Origin of the sequence: Phytohabitans houttuyneae, assembly GCF_011764425.1 — a bacterium.
Lineage (GTDB): Bacteria > Actinomycetota > Actinomycetes > Mycobacteriales > Micromonosporaceae > Phytohabitans > Phytohabitans houttuyneae.
Genome location: NZ_BLPF01000003.1, coordinates 761,476 through 779,426, shown reverse-complemented (window position 1 = coordinate 779,426; position 17,951 = coordinate 761,476). Strand labels below are relative to the sequence as shown.

Here is a 17,951-nt window from a genome sequence, read left to right as displayed (position 1 = left end):
CCGGCCCGGCATGCTCCACCACTCAGGCGGGCAGGATCGCGGCCGTCATCTCGGCCAGTACCGACGCCTGCGCGGGTGAGAAGAGGTCGCTGTCGACGGTCAGCGGCCGGTACATGTTGAACGCGCTCAGTGGGGCGGCCGGCGGGTCGTCGAGCAGTCGCATGATCGCGGGCGCCACGTCGGCGGCCGGCTTGGCCACCGCCTTCTGCTGCTCGATGAAGCGTGCCGTCGCCGGGTCGAAGTCGCCGACGAAGCCGGTGGAGGTGGTGCCCGGGTGCATCAGCACGTACCGGACCGGTCCCCCGCCGTGCCGCTCGGCGAAGCTGACGCCGAGCAGGTCGTTGAGGCGCCCGGTCAGAAACATCGCCTCCACGCCGTCGTACCGCTTCTGGCTCTGCAGGTCCGTCCAGTCGATCGGCGTGCGGTGACCCGGGCCGGCGACGTTGACGATGACCGGCCGGCCGGCGGCCGTGAGCGGCTCGAGCAGCCCGTAGCTGAACAGCGCGCGGCTGAGATAGAACAACGCGAAGTTGTCCTCGAAACCCTCCGCGGTCACCCTGCGCCGGGAGCGGAAGTAGCGGGCGCAGAGCACGAGGCCGTCGATGACCGGATGCGCCTGCTTCAGGACATCGATGGTCCGCCGGGTGTCCGATACGAGGGACAGGTCGGCGGGACGAAGGTGATCTGCCCGGCCTCCCCGGCGGCTATCCGCTCCGCCTTGCCGCGATTGGTGCCGATGACGACGGCGTGATCGCCGCGGGCGAGCAGTGCGCGGGCCAGGGCGGCGCCGATGCCGTCGGTACCGCCGGTGATGACGTACGTCCTCATCGCGCCGCCCCTCGGCGGCGCGGCCGGGTCAGCGCCCGGTCTGGCTCGCGTAGTAGCGCTGCGCTTTCACCCTGGACCCGCAGACCGCCATGTCGCACCAGCGGCGCCGGCCGTTGCGGCTCGTGTCGAGAAACAGCCGGTGGCAGGCCGGGCACTCGCCGACCCGATCCAGCGGGCCTTCCAGCAGCAGCCGCACTGCGGAGGTCGCGACCCGCCAGGTGAGCTTGCGGATGGTGCACGGCGGGGTCCACGACAGGTCGCACCGCGCGCCCTCGCGCGCCAGGCCCGCCGAGGCGAGCGCCTCCCCGTAGAAGCTCAGCACCACGGCGGCGTCCGCCGCCGGCGGCTCGGCGCCCCCGCCACAGCGGAGAAGACGCCGTAGACCGCCTCGCGTAGGCGCACCGCCTCGGCGAGGGAGGCGGCCGCCGCTTTCCCCGAGCCAGCGGCTGGTGGCGGGGCATCGGGATCCCCGCGACGGACGCCCACCGCACCAGGGAGTGCGGCGACTCGAGGTCGTCGCGGTCCGGATCCGGCCGCTTGTTCACCGTGTTCACGAAGTCCAGGCACAACGTGTTGCCGACGAGGGCGGTGTCGCTCACGAACCGATTCTCTCACCGTTCACCGACTCTTGACCGGTTGCACATGCCGTCGACGATCTCACCGGTAAACCGCGGTTCGCTAGTAAGAAGCGGTGTATGTCACAAGGCCCCCCAGCTCCAACCTCGGCGGCCGGGCGGACATCACAAACGTGGGCGCCACCGTCCTCGAAGGGCCGGCGCCCGGCCCGACCGCGTTCACCGTCGAGGCGGTCGACGGCTCCGGCAACGTCCGCGCTGAGCGACAACCTCGTGCTCGACGTCGACGCGTGCTGAGGCCGCCGCCGCGGTGGTGCGGGCCGCCGCCCACTCGCGCGGGCGTCCTCGGTCGCGGTCAGCCGGTCAGAACCGGCCAGGCGTAGCCGGCCAGAGCGGCCGCGGCGGCCAGTGGCGCCAACCTGATGCCGCGCGTGGGAACCGGCAGCGCGGCGAGCACCAGAAGGATGATGGCGATGATGTAGAGGACAGCCTGGGTCGACATGCGAAACCTCCGGGGGTGACTGGTCCCGCAGTCGATGCCCAGCGACCGTCCACATGAAACCCCGCGCTGTCCTGGAAACAGCAAAGGCAAGGAGGAGAACTCCTTGCCACTCTTAACATATACCGCACCCCCGCTCTTGCGGCAAGACCCCGTTCGTGGCGCACAATCGTCGGCCGGGCACAAGAATCGGTACACCGAGGGGGAACGCGTGTTCGATGTGATCATCGCTGGCGGCGGACCGACCGGCATGATGCTGGCCAGTGAGCTGCGACTACGCGGCGTCGACGTGCTCGTGCTGGAGAAGGAGGCCGAGCCGCCGCCGTTCGTACGCTCGCTCGGGCTGCACGTGCGCAGCATCGAGATCCTGGACCAGCGAGGGCTGTTGGAGCGGTTTCTCGAAAACGGCGCGCAGTACCCGATCCGGCCCGGCGAAATCCGGGGATTCTTCGCGGGTATCGAAAAGCCCGCCCCCGACGGGCTGGACACCGCCCACGGTTACGTGCTGGGCATTCCGCAGACAATCACCGACCGGCTGCTCGCCGAACACGCGGCCGAGGTGGGAGCCGAGATCCGCCGCGGCTCCGCGGTGGTCGGGCTGGAGCAGGACGGCGACGGCGTGACCGTCCACCTTGGAGCGGGAGCAGCGTTGCGGGCGCGCTTCGTCGTCGGGTGTGACGGTGGGCGCAGCACGGTACGGAAGCTGCTCGGGGTCGCCTTTCCGGGCGAGCCATCCACAATGGACACGCTGCTGGGCGAGATGGAGGTGACGGCGTCCCCGGAGCACATCGTCGAGGTGATGACCGAGGTGCGCAAGACCGAGAAACGGTTCGGGGTCGGGCCGTCGGGCAAGCCGGGCGTGTTCCGCGCGGTCGTGCCGGCGGCGGGCGTGGTCGAAGACCGTTCGGTGCCGCCGACGCTGGAGGAGTTCAGGCAACAGCTGCTCACGTACGCCGGCACCGATTTCGGCGTGCACTCCCCCGCTGGCTTTCGCGGTTCGGCGACGCGACCCGCCAGGCGGAGCACTACCGGGTCGGGCGGGTGTTTCTGGCCGGGGACGCCGCGCACGTCCACCCGCCGATGGGTGGGCAGGGGCTCAACCTCGGCATCCAGGACGCGTTCAACCTGGGTTGGAAGCTGGCGGCGGCCGTCGGCGGCTGGGCGCCGGACGACCTGCTGGACAGCTACGAGGCCGAGCGGCATCCGGTAGCCGCGGACGTGCTGGACAACACCCGGGCACAGATGCAGCTGACGACCAACGAGCCCGGCCCGCAGGCGGTCCGGCGGCTGGTCGCGCAGTTGATGGACGTCGACGACGTCAACCGGTTCCTCATCGAGAAGATCACGGCGATCAGCATCCGGTACGACTTCGGCGCCGGCCACGCCCTGCTCGGGCGGCGGCTGCGCGACGTCCCGCTGAAGCGCGGGCGCCTGTTCGAGCTGATGCGCAGCGGCAACGGGCTGCTGCTCGACCAGACGGGGCGGCTCTCCGTGGACGGCTGGGGCGGGCGGGTCGACCACGTCGCCGACAGCAGCGACGAGCTGGACATGCGAGCGGTGCTGTTGCGGCCGGACGGGCACGTCGCGTGGGTCGGCGAGGACCAGCAGACGCTCGAGGTCGCCCTTGCCAGGTGGTTCGGAAACCCTTAGGCCGGGGCCAGCGCTGGTCCGATTCGGCAAACAGGTCGGGCCAGGCGGTGAACGGGCTACCGTCATCCTGAGATCACTCGCGGGAGGCCCGATGAGTTCCACCGAGGACCGCAGCACCGTCGACTTCAAGCTCGAGGCGATCGTCATCGCGGTGACGGACGTCGACCGGGCGAAGGACTTCTACGGGAGCCTGGGTTGGCGGCTCGACGCCGACTTCGCCTTCGACAACGGCTTCCGGGTCGTCCAGTTCACGCCGCCCGGCTCGGGGTGCTCCGTCCAGTTCGGGACAAGGATCACGCCCGCGGCACCCGGCTCGGCCCAGGGCCTCTACCTGGTCGTCTCCGACATCCAGGCGGCGCGTGCCGAGCTCGCCGCCCGTGGTGTCGAGGTCAGCGAGGTGTTCCATCCCACGACGCCGGGCGCGCAGTTCCAGCCGGGTGGCGAGGACGGCCGCGCCAGCGGCCCGGCGGCCGAGCAGGCGAGCTACGGCTCGTTCGCCACGTTCAGCGACCCGGACGGCAACGGCTGGCTGGTCCAGGAGGTCACCACCCGGCTGCCGGGACGGGTCGAGACCGCCGGGACCGTGTACGCCACGACGGCGGAGCTGGCCAGCGCGCTGCGACGGGCGGCAGCCGCGCACGGCGAGCACGAAAAGCGCGCCGGCGGGCAGTACGACGAGAACTGGCCCGACTGGTACGCCGACTACCTGGTCCGCGAACAGACCGGCGCGCAACTGCCCACCTAGGCGACCTGGTCGCCTTCGCCGGTGCGCTGTTGTGCCTGGTCGACGCCCTTGTCGATCTTCTCGCCGTACTTGCCGCCGGTGCGCTCGTCAGCCTCGTCGCCTGCGCGTTCGAGGCCCTTGTCGACCTTGTCGTCGTGCTTGTCAGCCAAGTCCTTGGCTCGTTCCGTGAAGTCACCCATACAAGGCGAGTTCCCCGGCATGGCCGCACCAAACGAACGGACGATGAGCGTCACGCGTCGCCGGTCTGGGCAATCAGCTGACCAAAGGCCTGCACGAAGTTCCGCACGGGCGCCTTCGCGAGCGACGCCGACGTCACGAGCGGTCGACCCCGAGGAAATCTTCATGTACGCCGCGAAGGCGGCAGATCAACGACACGGCCAATACATCGTTTACTCGACATCACAGTCCGCCTTCTAGCCGAGGCGGCGATCATAGCCACGCCTCACGGTGGTCCGCGGTGCGCTACCGACGCCTGACGGCGGACAGCGAGCTGTCCGACGGCCGGCCGCGCCACGCCGGCCGACCGTAAGGAGGCCAGTCCCACGCTCGCCGAGCGAGTCCAAGCGCGCCGTCAAGACGGCGGGCGGCCCGGCCGCCACCTTGACGGTCATCCTTCAGGTGGTTTGATCGGACGATCAGCTCAGTGAACCCTGCTACAGGGGGCAGGCCGCCCATCCCTCGCGATCGGTGCGGGATCGGCAGGCCTGCGATGGCGGGTCGGCGGCAAGGCGTTCGCTGTCGACCTCGACTCCGAATCGCTACCGCGGGCCAGGACCGGCCGACCCGGCGCCCGCGCCCCACGACGATCAATTTCGCGCCCGCGCGGCGAGCGCTACCATTCGGACCACCTCAAGATGAGAGTCCCGTGACTGACGGTTGGTGGGCTGGTTTGCTGCCCGTTCTGATGGCCGGGTAGAGCCGAGGACCGTCGATTCCGAGTTCATTTCGTGCCGCCTCCATGAACTCGGCACGGTACTCCTTCTGCCTGGCTGGTGATCCACCTGCCGATGAGGACGCCAGGGAGTGAAGGGTCGACGTGTACTTGTGCGCGACCGACGCCAAGCCGAAGCTGCAGACGAGTTCAAGCAGCTTCTTGGAAAGCCACAATGCATGCAGGAGATCGTGCACTGACGCGTCATCGGGCGGGACGCGATGCATTCTGTCGTCCACCACCTGTTCCACTCGCTGAACAGCGTCAAGAAAGGCAACGATGGCCTCCTTGCGCTCCGCCCGAGCCGCAGCGGCGCGCTGGTCAGCGTGTCGCCTGGACTCTCCGCGGGTTGCAAGGTATTGACCTGTCAGCGTTCCTGCCGTTCCCAGTGCAACTCCAACGAGGGGCAGGATTGCGGCACCGACGGTGGCTCCATCCATGCCGACGATTCTCGCCCAGATGTGCTCTGAGCGGAACGCGCTGACATCACGGCCGGGCGTCGCAGCTCCACGAGAGGACCAGCCGCCGGCGCATCAACGGCCTGGAGCACGAAGGACGACAGGTGCAGGAGCGGCGCTACCGCTTCTCCCCGCCGGGACGGTCAACGGCGAGGGCATCTACTCGCACCCGCCGGCGAGGAAGTCCCGAACCTCCGGCGCCCAGTGCCACCGATCCACACCGCGGCCGTTCCTGGCCGGCTCGCCCCACATGGCCCCGGGTGTGTACAGCTGGCGGACCACTTCCGCGTGGAGCGGGTCGTCGTCACGGTGTCGCAGGGCGAGCTCGCGTTCGGCTTCGGTCAGGCCGGCCCACCACTCGTCCACCTCGAGCATGATCAAGACGGTACGCGGTTAGGACGCGGTCAGTCGGGCCCTCGACATGTGATCCACCAGCAAGGTTCTCGTGTCGGCGCCGGCAACCCGACAGCGCGCTGAGCCTGGCACTATGTAACGAAACGGTAACGGCTCTGCGTGATCTGTCGGATGCGGGTCGCGGCCTTCGTGGCTCCATTGAGCGTGGTCGACTGGACCACCCCGGATGAGGAGTACCGAGATGACGACAACCAGGACCGGCGAGCGGGGGAGGATCTGATGGCCACCCTGACGGTCGACTTCTTCAGCAGCCTCGACGGCAATGGCTCGGCGCGCGGCTGGCCCGGGTACTGGGGCAAGGAGGGCCCTGAGCTTCGGGACTACCTGGTGCGGAAGTACGCGCAGGACCAGGTGCTGGTCTACGGAGCAACGACATTCCGCGAGTTCCGCAAGTTCGTCGTTGAGTACGACGAGCCTTACTACGACAGCCTCACGGCCTTGCCGAAGATCGTGTTCTCCAGCACGCTGAGCGAGCCGCTCGGATGGTCGAACTCAACCGTCATCTCGGAAGATGCCGTGACCGAGATGGCGCGGCTCAAGCGCGAGACCGATGTGCCGATGCGATCCCACGGCAGCATCTCGCTCAATCGCGCCCTGCTTGCGGCGGGACTCGTCGATTTTCTCGAGGTGATGGTCTTCCCGGCGATCACCGGAAAGGCCGGCTACGCGTCCCTGTTCCACGACGGCCCGGAGTTCGACCTCGAGCTCATCGAGTCGACCGTGCTCGACGGCCGCACGCAGAAGCTCGTGTACGTTCCGCACCTGCACACGGGCATACCGGACGGCGTCGGGCCGCAACGACGCGCAGCGTAGCGAGGGGATCGGCTATGGCGGTCAGCGACAACGCGGGTGGACATTCGCCAACGAAACCTCATTACAAGCTCGTCGAGTTGACCGAGCGTTTGAGCGGACGATGGCGAGTCACTGGGTCTGGAATCGACGGCAAGGCTGAGTACAAGTCTCTGCGTGGAGGTCTTCTTCTCGTAATGAACGTCGATTTCGTCGTCAGCGGCACCGAGATGAAGGTAATCCAGCATGTCGCCTACGATCAAGACAGTGACACGCTCCAGGCTCGTTACATGGACACCATGGGCGATGAGTCCACCTACACGTGGGTCCTCGATGGCCAGAAACTGCGCGTCAGCCTGGGCGGCAAAGAGTCAGATACGTTCTTTGAGGCTACCTTCAATGACGAAGATACGGAGTATATCGGCACCTGGCACTATCCCGACGATGTTGACAGCGGCGCAGCCGACGAGCGGATTGTATACAGCCGAATTCAGAATTAAAGGCAAGAGAGCGCACTGCCACCGCCCAAGTGGCGAGCGCCGGGGTCCGGCACTCGGAGGTGCCTGCCAGGCGTGCGAGCGAGGTGCGCGACGATTCTGCGCTGGCCGCCGGGTCTGTATCTACAGGGGGCCAGCGGGGTCGCTGGCGTTCGCCTGGGAGAGTTCGGGGGAAGTCGATGACGGTCAGCGAGGATTTCACCAGTCTCACCGGCCGGTTCCGGGGTGAGTTGCTGGCTCACTGCTACCGGATGCTGGGCTCGGCCGAGGAGGCCGAGGACATGGTTCAGGAGACGTACCTGCGGGCGTGGCGGTCCTATAAAGGGTTTGAGGGCCGTTCGTCGGTGCGGACCTGGCTGTACCGGATCGCAACCAACGTGTGCCTGACCGCGATTGAGCGCCGCGGGCGCCGGCCGCTGCCGTCTGGGCTGGCTGGCCCGGAGGAGGACCCGGAGGCGCCACTCGTGGCCGGGCCGGAGGTGCCGTGGCTGCAGCCGTTTCCCGGCGCGCTGTCGGCCTGGGAGCAGGATCCGGCCGCGGTGGCCGTGTCGCGGGCGGGTATCCGGCTGGCCTTCGTAGCGGCGCTGCAGTACCTCTCCGCCCAGCAGCGGGCGCTGCTGATCTTGCGGGACGTGTTGGAGTGGCCGGCTGCACAGGTGGCGGATCTGCTGGGCACGACGACTACCGCGGTCAACAGCGGCCTGCGGCGGGCCCGCGCCCAGTTCGCCCGCGCGCTGCCCGCCGAGGATGATCTTGCCGAGCCCGCCGAGCCGGACCGGCGGGCGCTACTGGACCGGTTCGCCGCGGCCGTCGAGAACGCCGACGTAAGCGCGCTGGCAGAGCTGTTGCGGGAGGATGCTGTCCTGGAAATGCCCCCGGTGCTGAGCTGGTTTGCCGGCCGTCAGGCCGTGGCGCGCTGCGCCGCGTTGCACTTTCTGACCGAGCCCGGACGGCTCCAGCTGGTTCCGGTCATGGCGAACGGGCAGCCGGCGTTCGCGGTCTACCAGCGCGAACCAGGCGGGGCATATCACGCGCACGCCGTGCTGGTGCTCACCCTCACCACGACGGGGATCGCGCGGATCGTCGCCTTCCTCAGCCCGGACCTGTTCGGGTCGTTCGGCCTGCCCCGCGAGTATAGTTCCGCGGCAGCCTGGCCGGTGCCGGCGCAGGACCCGGCGGTGTCTCCGTGGCTCCTCTGAGCAGAGGGCTGGAGCTGCTCGAATCCGCAGTCGACTACGCGCTGGGCGGTGCCGCGCTGGTCACTCCCCAGCTCCTGTCGCGACCCACTCCGTGCCCGGGCTGGGACCTGGAAACGCTGCTGGACCATGTCAGCGACTCCATCGCGGTGATGCGGGAGGCGATAGCCACCGCATGCGTCGGCGCCGGCCCAGCGGCAGGTCACCCCGCGGTTTGGCCTGACCCGGTTGCGCGGCTGCGCGGCCAGGTAGCCGGGCTGCTGGGCGCCTGCGCCGCGGCCCGGACACCAGAGCGGTGGGTCGCCATCGGCGACCATGACCTGACCGCGAGCATGGTCGCGGTGACCGGCGCCATCGAGATCACCGTCCACGGCTGGGACATGTCGGTTGCATGCGGCGCCGCCCGGCCGGTCCCTTCGGGCCTCGCAGCGGTCTTGCTGCCGATCGCCCCGCTACTCATCACGCCAGCCACCCGGCCTGGTCTGTTCGCCGACCCGGTCCGGCTGCCGGGCCCAGCCCGCCCCGGCGACCAGCTCGTCGCCTTCCTCGGCCGCCAGCCGCGCTACGCCGCGCCCGGGCCCGCCAGCGCCTGAGCCCGGGCACCCAGTTTCAGGCCGGCTCGCGGCGATTCCCCGGTATCCCGCTGGTCTGTATCAGTAGGCCGTCAAACGAGCGGCGCGGAGCCCCGCAGGGATGCGGCAGAACCGGAGGTACAGACATGACAATCGCCGACAAGACAGTCCTGGTGACCGGCGCCAATCGCGGCATCGGGCAGGCGTTGGTCGAGGAAGCCCTACGCAGAGGCGCGAAGCAGGTGTATGCCGGCACCCGCCAGCCGCTGACCCACCCGGATGGACGGGTCACGCCGCTGACCCTGGACGTGACCAGCCCGGCGCAGATCCAGGCAGCCGCCGGCCAGGTCGAGTCCCTCGACATCCTGATCAACAACGCCGGCGTGTTCCTCTACGACGACCTCAGCGATCGTGGAGCATTCGAGCAGCACCTTGCCGTCAACCTCTTCGGCACCAACGCCGTGACCCAGGCCTTCCTGCCGCTGCTGACGCGGTCTCGGGGAGCCGTCGTCAACAACGTGTCGCTGGCGGCCCTGGCCCCTGTGCCGCTCACTCCGGCGTACTCGATCTCGAAGGCGGCCGCGTTTTCGCTGACCCAGTCGCTGCGAGCCCTGCTGGCCCGACAAGACGTGCGGGTCCATGCCGTCCTGACCGGCCCCACCGACACCGACATGACCCGGGGCCTCGACCTCCCCAAGGCCTCCCCGGAATCGGTCGCGCGAGCCATCCTTGACGCGGTCGAGAACGGGGAAGAGGACATCTTTCCCGATCCCATGTCACAGGCCGTGGCCGACAGCTGGCGTGCCGGCGCGGCCAAGGCGCTCGAGCGCCAGAACGCGGCCCTCGTCGCATAACAGCCCGTTGCACCACAAGCAGCGCGAGGTGCTGAACTGGTACGGTTCACGCACCGTTCTGTGGGAGCCCGGGGCTGTGATTCCCCGGGCCACCCGACTTGACCAGGACTGGCGAGCCGAGGCGAGGCGGCCGCTGGTGGTGGGCTCGGTGAGGACGAGCGTGCCGAGTTGGCGCGGTTGCGGTTACACCACCGACCCGCGCGACGCGTCTGTTGGGTCGATCCCGACCTCATCGAAGCGTTGCTCCAGGGCTTCGGTGCCGTGCTCTCGCCGGTACGCAAGCTGACGAGCAGATGATCGCACATCGAGTCGGGCAGCCAGGGACCACCGATCGGCATTGTGTGCCAGTGATCGAGGTGATGGGCGCCGGTACCTCTCGCCGAGCTCGTCGCCCCGCTCGACCACGACCCTCGTCTCGACCATTCCGTCCACTCCACTCCACGCCACACGCACCCGTACGCGTCCGACCATTCCACCGGCACACACGCCGAAGCGCCCCGGGGACGACCGGTCGACCAGATGCGATGCAACGTCCAGGTGCGAGACTCAAGCGGTCACTTGACGGCTCCCTGCATCAGCGCCTTGACGAAGTTGCGCTGGAAGATCAGGAAGATCACCAGCGAGGGCAGGATGATCAGCAGGGATCCGGCGCAGAGCAGCACGATGTCGGTGCCGTACTGGCCCTGGAAGGCGCCTAACCCGCCGGCCACGGTCCGCTTCGTCGGGTCGTCGACGAGGACGAGGGGCAGCAGGTACTGGTTCCAGCTGGCGAGGAAGAAGAGCACGGATAGTGCGGACCACGCCGAGGTGGCGAGCGGCAGGTGGATGCGGCGGAACGTCTGCCAGGTGTTGGCGCCGTCGACTTTCGCGGCTTCGGTGATCGCGGGCTCGGCGCCGAGGAAGTGTGCGCGCATCCAGAAGACGCCGAACGGCATGAGCAGTCCGATGAGTGGCAGGACGATCGCCAGCCGCGTCCCGAGCAGTCCCATGCTGCGCAGGTCGTAGTACAACGGGGTGATCAGCGCCTCGAACGGCAGGGTGAGTCCGATGAGGAGAAAACCGTAGATCGCCTTACCGAAGGGCACGTTCAGTTGAGCGAGGGCGTAGCCCGCGGCGGTGGCCATCGCGACCGTGGCCGGTACGACGCCGAGCACGATAAGGGTGCTGGAGCGAAACAGCGCGACGAAGTTCGCCGCGCTCCAGGCGTCGACGAAGTTGTGCCAGTGCGGGTCGCTGGGCCAGCTGAGGCCTTGCGGCGTGCTGCCCGGCGCCGCCAGTGCCGTGGTGAACATGCTCAGCAGCGGCACCACGGCGAACAGCATCAGCGCGAGCAGGATACCGGTGCGCGTTACGCGATGGGCGAGGCCCGATGTGGTCATTTCTCCCTCCCGAGACGCTGGATCGGCCAGATGACCACCAGCACGAGGACGGCCAGGAACACCGCGAGCGCCGAGGCCTGGCCGACGTGCTGCTGCAGGAACGTCAACCGGTAGATCTGCACGCCGGGCACCATCGTCTGGTAGCCGGGGCCGCCTTGCGTCGCGATCTGGACGACGTCGAAGCTCGCCAGCGCGGCGATGATCGTGAACGTCGTGCACACGGCGAGCTCGCGCCGCAACCCGGGCAGCGTCACGGCGAAGAACTCCCTGACCGGCCCTGCCCCGTCCAGTCGGGCCGCCTCGTACAGCACCGGGTCGATCTTGCCGATGCCCGCGAGCAGCAGCACCGTGCAGAAGCCGAGCATGACCCAGACCCCGATCACACCGACGGCGGGCAGAGCGAAAGTGAAGTCACCGAGCCAGGCCCGTGTGTACTGATCGAGGCCGACCGCGCGCATGACCTGATTGACAAGGCCGTCCGAGGAGTACATCCACGTCCACGCGATACCGGCCGCGACCAGCGGAAGCACCTGCGGGACGAACAGTACGACCCGGGCGGTGGTGCTGAACGCGCCGGGCTTCAGTTCGCGGATGAGCGACGCGGCGACCAGACCGAGCCCGACCGGCAGGACCGTGTAGAACAGGACGAGCACGAACGCGTGCACCACGGATTGCAGCAGCTCCGGCTGGGTGAAGATCGCTTTCCAGTTGTCCAGTCCGGCAGGCGTCGCGGGGCCGATGCCATCCCAGTCGTAGAACGAGTACTGCACGGACTGGAGCATCGGGAACAGCACGAAAACGCCGTACATACCGAACGCTGGCGCAACCCAGAGGAGCGCGCTCCACCTCCGCCGCCGGCGCGCGGATGGGCGCCGTGCGGCGGGTTGTCGCGCCGCGGGAACGCTCGACGGGTCGGTCATCGCCGGAGCGTGCGGGGTCGAGACGGACGGCACCGCATCACCCCTGGGTCGGCTCGCCGCGATCATTGCCCGAGATCGCGCTCGTAGTCGGACTGCACCTTGGCCGCGAACGCCTCGGGCGTGGTCTTGCCGGCCAGCAGGAGCTGCGTTTGCGGGATGAGGCTGTTGACGTGGATCGAAGCCGTCGCGTCAGCCATGAAGCCAACCAGCCCGTTGTTCTTCAGCACCTCCTGGAACGCGCTGACGGTGGCGGCGACCGCCGACCCTTCGGGCGCGGTCGGCGCTGGCGCGTCCGACGGGCCCGCCGGCACCAGCCCGCCGAGCGCCACCGTCTCCTGCCGCGCCTGCTGGTCCGTCTGCACGAAGTCCAGGAACGCGGCCGCCACGTCTGCGTTGGGTGACTTCGCCGGGATCCCTAGGTTGGCGGCAGCGGTCATCGCGTACGACGGCCCACCGGCAACGCCGGGCGGGAACAGGAAAAACCCGAACTGACCGGATCCGGCCTTGTCGAGTCCCGGAGCCTGCCAGTTGCCGCTCGGGAAGAACACACCGTTGCCTTTGATGAACTCGGCCGGCGCCCGGGTCTGGTCGATGTCGTTCACGTCGGCCGGCAGGTATCCCGCCTGCCCCCAGCGTTGCAGTGTCGTGGCGGCCTTGACCGTCGCCGCCGTGTCGATACTCGCGCCGGGCTTGCTGTAGTTCCAGTCCTGGACGGCTTGCGCGTCGCCGGCGGACGACATCGCCAGGTTCTGCAACGGATAGACGCTGCCGCCGTCCTTGCCGTTGATCATGATCGGCTGCAGCCCGGCGTCCTTCGCCTTGGCGAGCAACTGCTCGAACTCGGCGACAGTCGCCGGTGGCCGCGTCATACCAATCCGCTGCGCAAGCGCCTTGTTGTAATACACCCCGGTCAGGCCAAAACCAGCGCCCGCGGCGTACAACGAGCCCGTCCCCCGCTGTCTGCCGTCCGCCGCGACACGGGTGGAGGCGAACTGCGACTGCGGCCACTCGTTCCACCCGTACGCCTCCGCATACGGGTCGAGGCTGATCAGCAGGTGGTCCTTGGTCAGGTTGCCGAGCTGCGGCACGCGGACGAGGTCGGGCACGTTGTTCCCGGCGAGGGTACGCGCGATGGTCGTGGTCAAGGTGGCGTAGTCCTGGTTCTCCACCTCGACGGTCACGTTGCTGTACTTGGCGTGGAAAAGCTTGCCGAGAGCGGTGTAGAACGGGACGTCGACGCCGCTGGTGACGAGCAGCTTCAGGGTGACCGGTTCGCTGCCGATACCGGTGGAGACCGGCTTGGACGGCGCCGGGCCGGCTTCGGAGTTGCCGCCGGGTGCGCAGGCGGCCAGCAGCAGGGCAGCCGCCGCGGCGACGGCGGCCGCCCGGAGGGTTCCGCGGTACTGGGTCGGTGATCGCACGAGAAGTCCTTAAGGCTCGATGGTGTGGGTTGACTGGAACGCGCGGCGTACGGCGTCGCCAGCCTTGCCAACGGCGTGATGCGCGTCGGTCATCACGGCGAACATCTCGAAGAAGCCATGGATCTGCCCCACGTACTCGGTCAGCTCGACCGGCACGCCGGCCGCCTCCAGACGCCGGGCATAGTCCTCGGCCTCGCGGCGGAGGAAATCGTGCTCGGCCGTGATGATCATCGCAGGCGCGACACCGCGCACAGATTCAGCGTGCAGCGGGGATACGTACGACGCCTTGCGGTGTGCTGGGTCGGGAACGTACGTCGCCCAGATGTACTGGAGCCGTTGGTAGCTGTTGGAGCCGAAACCCGACTGGCCCGCGAAGGTCTCGTACCTCCGCCGGAACGCGACCTTGTAGTCGGTGTTCTCGACGCTGTCGAGTGCCGGGTAGACGAGGAGTTGGGCGGCCAACCGAACGCCTTCATCACGCGCTTTGAGCGCGACCGCCGCGGCGAGATTGCCGCCCGAACTGTCCCCACCGACAGCCACGCTGCCGAAGTTGTCGCGTGCCCAGGTGACGGCCGTCCACATGTCGTCAAAGCCGGCTGGAAACGGGTGCTCGGGCGCGAGCCGGTAGTCGATGGACAGGACGGCGCACGCGGCCCGGTTCGCGAGTGCCCGGCAGACGCCGTCGGCGGTGTCGAGGTCTCCGTGAATCCAGCCGCCGCCGTGCGCCCAGACCAGGACTTCACGTTCCGCGCCCGTGGGCCGGTAGAGCCGAGCCGGTACGCCGTCCGCGTCAACCGACTCGACTGAGGCCACCGGCGCCGGCTCGCCCGTCACGGCCAGGACCTTCGCACGTGCGTCCGCCCGCACGGCCGCGATGTCGGCGGCCCACGGGTCGGGTGATGATACGGAGCTGTCCAGGAAGGCCTGAACCTGCTCGTGCGGCCGCAGCGGAGCGTCTTCTTCACGGACGACCGGGGTTCCCCGCCGGGAAGCTGCACTCATTCGATCGCACCTCTCGCCCACAGTTCAGACTGAGCACTCAGTCTGTTTCGCAGAAGCTACCGAGTACTCAGTCGGTTTGTCTATACTCAGCGATAACCCGGCCCGACCACCGCGAGGAGATCAACCGTGTCCCCTGCCCAGAAGCCCAAGACCTCAGCGAAGGGCCTCGAGACACGGGACCGCATCGTCGACGTCGCCGTACGATTCATCGCCCGCAACGGAGCGCGCGGCACCAGCCTCGCCGACATCGCTGCCGAGGCCGGCGTGTCACAGACCGGGCTGCTCTACCACTTCCGCAGCAAGGAGGCCCTGCTCAACGCCGTCATGGATCGCCACCTGGCCTTCTCCGAGGAGTGGCTGTGGGGCCGCGGACCCGACCCCGGCATCAAGATCGTCGACATCATCGCCAAGCACATGGCCAGCTGGCCCAGCGAGCACGACGGCAAGGTGGCCAGCCTGCTCGGCATGAACACCGTCGTCCTCGGCGAAAACGTCAGCCCCGACACCGACCTCCACCCACGGCTGGTCGATGGCTACCGAACAACGATCAACCGCGTGACAGCGACCCTGCGGGCCGCACAAGAGCGCGGCGAGATGCGGGACGACATCGACCCGCAGCTCAAGGCAATGGAGATCATCGCTTTCTGCTACGGCCTCGAGGCCGCGTGGTTGGTAGACCCGACGATCCCGGTCGCCGCGGCAGCCGCCCACTGGGCGGCACAGCAGACCAAGCAGTTGGCGACCGGCTCGCCGACGCCCTGACGCCCGATGCGTTAACGGCGTCGTAGCGGCGACTTGTCGCCCACGAGCCAGAGATGCCCGTACGGATCGAAGAAGCCCCCTTGTCGATGTGTCCCCCACGGCGCTTCATGGTCTCGTACCGGATCGTGGTATTCCGCCCCCGCAGCCGCGGCACCGCTGGCGAACGAGTCCGGGTCGTCCACGAAGAGCTCGACCCGCACCGTCGTGGTGCCCACCTCAACCGGGCTCTCCCAGCGGTTGCCTTCCGGCTGGGCCAGAAAGAACGGCGCCCCTCCGACCTCCAAGCCGATCACCGAACCGAGGTTCCACAGCTCGGTGGCGCCCAGAGCGCGTTGATACCAGGCAGATGCCGCAGCAGCGTCCGGCACCGCGAGCATCAGAGAGATGGCGGTCACGAGCCGCACGATACGCACCGGAAGTCCCGCCCGCAGTCCTGCGGCAGAGTGTCGGCCTGGCTGCCAGATCAGTTTCTACTGAGGGCGGGCGTGCGGTCGACGAGGTCGCAGGTGTGCAACGTGAAGTCCTCGGGCGAGTTGGCCGGCGATGGCTCCCCCGTCGGTACGGCCTCGACGATCCGGTCGAGACGGAAGGCCCGCGGACCGCCACGCAGGCGGCACCGGCCCAGCAGGTACCAGTGCTTGCCACGCACGGTCGCGAACGATACGGGCTCCACATCCCGCTCGGTGCGGGCTCCGTCGCGGTCGAGGTAGGTCAGCCGCAGCACCTGGCGGTCGGATATGGCGTCCTGGATCAGCGCGGGAACCGGGGACCGCTCGTCGGCAGGGTGGTCAAGCAACCTCACTCGGCGGGCGAGGTGCTGGGCAGCCGAGACATCCCGCGCTGACATGGCTGTGACGATCTTGTGGACCGCGCTGCGGGCCACCCGGGCGAACGGTGTGCCGTCGACCCGGCCGACGGCGATCGCGACCGCCACCGCCTCTGCCGGCGTGAAGTTCAGTGGCGGCAGGCTCATCGCCTTGTCCAGCGTGTATCCACCGTGCCGGCCGACATCGGCGTAGATCGGCACGCCGGCCTGCTTGAGCGCGTCGAGGTCGCGCTCGATCGTGCGCACACTCACCTCGTAGCGGGCGGCCAGCTCAGCAGCGCTGCGCCGGCCCGGCGCGGCCGCGCGCAGCTGCTCCACGATGGCGTAGAGCCGGTCGGTGCGGTTCACCATCCGGACGCTAGACCCAACCTCCGACAATCACCCAAAGCTCTGGGAAACACCGACACAGGGTTGTCGCATCGACCGCCGATCGTGGGCCTTGACCGTTCAACGAGGGAAGGGAACCAACCGATGGAACGCACCGCAGTCAACCCTTGGCCGTGGTCGGTGCAGCTCGGCTTCGACCAAGCACAACTCGTCGAGGGCCGGCGCCGGGAGCTCGTCTGCAGCGGCCAGGACGCCGTCGACGCCAGCGGCAACCCGCAACATCCGCACGACATGGCCGCCCAACTCCGACTGGCCCTCGACAACCTCGACGCGGTCCTCACCGGCGCCGGTATGACCTTCACCAACGTGGTACGGCTCAACGTCTACACCACCGACATGGACGCCCTGCTCCAGAACTTCACGGTCGTCAACCAGCGCTTCGAGGGCACCGGCGTACGCTTCGCGACCACCCTGCTCGGCGTAGCGAGCCTCGCCGCGCCCGGCCTCGTCGTCGCCATCGAGGCCACTGCCATGGATTAAGACACGACGGACGCAACCGCAGGTCTACGGCGAGTTGGCAGGCTTGGCCTTCTGCGGGTAAATCGTCTCCTGGCGGGCCAGCATGGCGACGAACTCGCCGATCTTCCGCTCGCGGGTCTCCGCCCGCTTGACGGCGTTGAGGCGGTGGATGAGAGCGAACCGGTTGGCGCTGGTGAGTACCTCGAACATGGCCTGGGCGGCGGGGTCGGCAGCGACGGCGGCGAGGAGGTCGGCCGGCACCTCGGCCTCCGACGGCGGGGCGTAGGCGGCCGCCCACCGCCCATCCGCCTTCGCCGCTTCCACCGCGACGCGGCCCGCGGCCTGCATGCGGCCCTGCGCCTCCAGCCGGGCCACGTGGGCGACGTTGCGTTGTGACCAGGCACTGCGAGGCCGGCGAGGAGTGAACCGGATGCAGGAGGTTTCCTGATCCCGTTTACGGGCCTGCCCGTCGATCCAGCCGAAACACAGCGCCTCGTCGACCGCCTGCTGCCACGTCAGGGTCGTGACCGTGCCGCCCTTCTTGGTCAGGACGAGCCAGACACCGGGTGACACCGCGTGGTTGGCCGACAACCACGCCCGCAGCGCCTCGGCGTCCGCGACGATCAACTCATCCAGCTCGGCACTCGTCATGACGGCAGGCTATCGCTGCACCTGTTGCCCCCAGCCGCTACCTGCGGGCCGCCCAGCCCCGACCCGCCGGGCCGCCCGCGAGCCGGACGCTCGGCAGACCGTCACAGGCCGAGCGGTGAGGCGGTTGGCGGCCACG

General features: G+C 68.6%; 22 protein-coding genes and 1 pseudogene. 9 read left to right on the top strand and 14 right to left on the bottom strand.

Annotated elements, in window-relative coordinates; genetic code table 11:
* Window positions 1-22: 22 nt before the first annotated feature.
* The 4 genes from Phou_RS38385 to Phou_RS38375 form a co-directional block, all read right to left on the bottom strand.
* Window positions 23-556 (bottom strand): Rossmann-fold NAD(P)-binding domain-containing protein, encoded by a 534-nt coding sequence (locus Phou_RS38385; RefSeq protein WP_218579471.1) that lies wholly within the window; start codon window positions 554-556, stop codon window positions 23-25.
* Between the two features lie 65 nt (window positions 557-621).
* Window positions 622-828: an SDR family NAD(P)-dependent oxidoreductase gene (locus Phou_RS51685; protein WP_218579470.1), complete on the bottom strand. Its 207-nt coding sequence runs from the start codon at window positions 826-828 to the stop codon at window positions 622-624.
* A 28-nt stretch (window positions 829-856) separates the two neighbouring features.
* Complete coding sequence (locus tag Phou_RS53745; RefSeq protein WP_173066715.1) at window positions 857-1,153, bottom strand: CGNR zinc finger domain-containing protein; 297 nt, start codon at window positions 1,151-1,153, stop codon at window positions 857-859.
* 605 nt (window positions 1,154-1,758) lie between these two features.
* Window positions 1,759-1,905 carry a hypothetical protein gene (locus Phou_RS38375; protein WP_173066712.1) on the bottom strand — a complete coding sequence of 49 codons (147 nt, stop codon included), beginning with the start codon at window positions 1,903-1,905 and terminating at the stop codon, window positions 1,759-1,761.
* 208 nt (window positions 1,906-2,113) lie between these two features.
* Here Phou_RS38375 and rox point away from each other — a divergent pair.
* Together rox and Phou_RS38365 are read left to right on the top strand one after the other, a co-directional pair.
* Window positions 2,114-3,552 (top strand): annotated as a pseudogene (gene rox / locus Phou_RS38370) (rifampin monooxygenase).
* A 91-nt stretch (window positions 3,553-3,643) separates the two neighbouring features.
* A complete protein-coding gene (locus Phou_RS38365; RefSeq protein ID WP_173066709.1) occupies window positions 3,644-4,297 on the top strand; it encodes a VOC family protein in 654 nt (217 codons plus the stop codon).
* Here Phou_RS38365 and Phou_RS38360 read toward each other — a convergent pair.
* The 3 genes from Phou_RS38360 to Phou_RS38350 all read right to left on the bottom strand — a co-directional run bounded on the left by Phou_RS38360 (window position 4,294) and on the right by Phou_RS38350 (window position 6,061).
* Window positions 4,294-4,476 (bottom strand): antitoxin, encoded by a 183-nt coding sequence (locus Phou_RS38360; RefSeq protein ID WP_173068944.1) that lies wholly within the window; start codon window positions 4,474-4,476, stop codon window positions 4,294-4,296. The two genes, Phou_RS38365 and Phou_RS38360, sit on opposite strands and share 4 nt — an antisense overlap.
* Window positions 4,477-5,146: 670 nt before the next feature.
* Entirely contained in the window at window positions 5,147-5,668 is a 522-nt protein-coding gene (locus Phou_RS38355; protein WP_173066706.1) for a hypothetical protein, read from the bottom strand.
* Window positions 5,669-5,845: 177 nt separating this feature from the next.
* Window positions 5,846-6,061 carry a hypothetical protein gene (locus Phou_RS38350; protein ID WP_173066703.1) on the bottom strand — a complete coding sequence of 72 codons (216 nt, stop codon included), beginning with the start codon at window positions 6,059-6,061 and terminating at the stop codon, window positions 5,846-5,848.
* Window positions 6,062-6,211: 150 nt separating this feature from the next.
* Here Phou_RS38350 and Phou_RS38345 point away from each other — a divergent pair, with 150 nt between their 5' ends.
* From Phou_RS38345 to Phou_RS38325, 5 genes are all read left to right on the top strand, one after another.
* Window positions 6,212-6,913, top strand: a complete 702-nt coding sequence (locus Phou_RS38345; protein ID WP_246274189.1) for a dihydrofolate reductase family protein — start codon at window positions 6,212-6,214, stop codon at window positions 6,911-6,913.
* Between the two features lie 14 nt (window positions 6,914-6,927).
* Window positions 6,928-7,389, top strand: coding sequence for a hypothetical protein (locus Phou_RS38340; protein WP_173066700.1), 462 nt, complete (start codon window positions 6,928-6,930; stop codon window positions 7,387-7,389).
* Window positions 7,390-7,565: 176 nt separating this feature from the next.
* Complete coding sequence (locus Phou_RS38335) at window positions 7,566-8,585, top strand: sigma-70 family RNA polymerase sigma factor (RefSeq protein WP_173066697.1); 1,020 nt, start codon at window positions 7,566-7,568, stop codon at window positions 8,583-8,585.
* Window positions 8,573-9,175, top strand: coding sequence for a TIGR03086 family metal-binding protein (locus Phou_RS38330; RefSeq protein WP_173066694.1), 603 nt, complete (start codon window positions 8,573-8,575; stop codon window positions 9,173-9,175). The genes Phou_RS38335 and Phou_RS38330 overlap by 13 nt, the downstream gene beginning before the upstream one ends.
* Window positions 9,176-9,300: 125 nt before the next feature.
* Window positions 9,301-10,008: an SDR family NAD(P)-dependent oxidoreductase gene (locus Phou_RS38325; RefSeq protein WP_173066691.1), complete on the top strand. Its 708-nt coding sequence runs from the start codon at window positions 9,301-9,303 to the stop codon at window positions 10,006-10,008.
* A gap of 554 nt (window positions 10,009-10,562) precedes the next feature.
* On the opposite strand, the gene Phou_RS38320 is transcribed toward Phou_RS38325, so the two are convergent.
* The 4 genes from Phou_RS38320 to Phou_RS38305 all read right to left on the bottom strand — a co-directional run bounded on the left by Phou_RS38320 (window position 10,563) and on the right by Phou_RS38305 (window position 14,730).
* On the bottom strand, window positions 10,563-11,387 hold the full coding sequence (locus Phou_RS38320) for a carbohydrate ABC transporter permease (RefSeq protein ID WP_173066688.1): 825 nt from the start codon (window positions 11,385-11,387) through the stop codon (window positions 10,563-10,565).
* Window positions 11,384-12,307 (bottom strand): carbohydrate ABC transporter permease, encoded by a 924-nt coding sequence (locus Phou_RS38315; protein WP_173066685.1) that lies wholly within the window; start codon window positions 12,305-12,307, stop codon window positions 11,384-11,386. Before Phou_RS38315 ends, Phou_RS38320 begins: the two co-directional genes overlap by 4 nt.
* Before the next feature lie 62 nt (window positions 12,308-12,369).
* On the bottom strand, window positions 12,370-13,728 hold the full coding sequence (locus Phou_RS38310; protein ID WP_173066683.1) for an ABC transporter substrate-binding protein: 1,359 nt from the start codon (window positions 13,726-13,728) through the stop codon (window positions 12,370-12,372).
* 9 nt (window positions 13,729-13,737) lie between these two features.
* Window positions 13,738-14,730, bottom strand: a complete 993-nt coding sequence (locus Phou_RS38305) for an alpha/beta hydrolase (RefSeq protein ID WP_173066680.1) — start codon at window positions 14,728-14,730, stop codon at window positions 13,738-13,740.
* Between the two features lie 126 nt (window positions 14,731-14,856).
* Here Phou_RS38305 and Phou_RS38300 point away from each other — a divergent pair, with 126 nt between their 5' ends.
* Window positions 14,857-15,492 carry a TetR/AcrR family transcriptional regulator gene (locus tag Phou_RS38300; protein ID WP_173066677.1) on the top strand — a complete coding sequence of 212 codons (636 nt, stop codon included), beginning with the start codon at window positions 14,857-14,859 and terminating at the stop codon, window positions 15,490-15,492.
* Window positions 15,493-15,503: 11 nt separating this feature from the next.
* Here the strand turns inward: Phou_RS38300 and Phou_RS38295 are convergent, their stop codons facing one another.
* Complete coding sequence (locus Phou_RS38295; protein WP_173066674.1) at window positions 15,504-15,887, bottom strand: VOC family protein; 384 nt, start codon at window positions 15,885-15,887, stop codon at window positions 15,504-15,506.
* Between the two features lie 68 nt (window positions 15,888-15,955).
* Window positions 15,956-16,669: a helix-turn-helix transcriptional regulator gene (locus Phou_RS38290; protein ID WP_371872249.1), complete on the bottom strand. Its 714-nt coding sequence runs from the start codon at window positions 16,667-16,669 to the stop codon at window positions 15,956-15,958.
* 120 nt (window positions 16,670-16,789) lie between these two features.
* On the opposite strand from Phou_RS38290, the gene Phou_RS38285 reads away from it, so the two are divergent.
* The gene (locus tag Phou_RS38285; protein ID WP_173066668.1) at window positions 16,790-17,185 is read left to right on the top strand and encodes a RidA family protein; all 396 of its coding nucleotides are present in this window, start codon (window positions 16,790-16,792) and stop codon (window positions 17,183-17,185) included.
* A gap of 24 nt (window positions 17,186-17,209) precedes the next feature.
* On the opposite strand, the gene Phou_RS38280 is transcribed toward Phou_RS38285, so the two are convergent.
* Window positions 17,210-17,815, bottom strand: a complete 606-nt coding sequence (locus Phou_RS38280; protein ID WP_173066665.1) for a YdeI/OmpD-associated family protein — start codon at window positions 17,813-17,815, stop codon at window positions 17,210-17,212.
* Window positions 17,816-17,951: the final 136 nt, after the last annotated feature.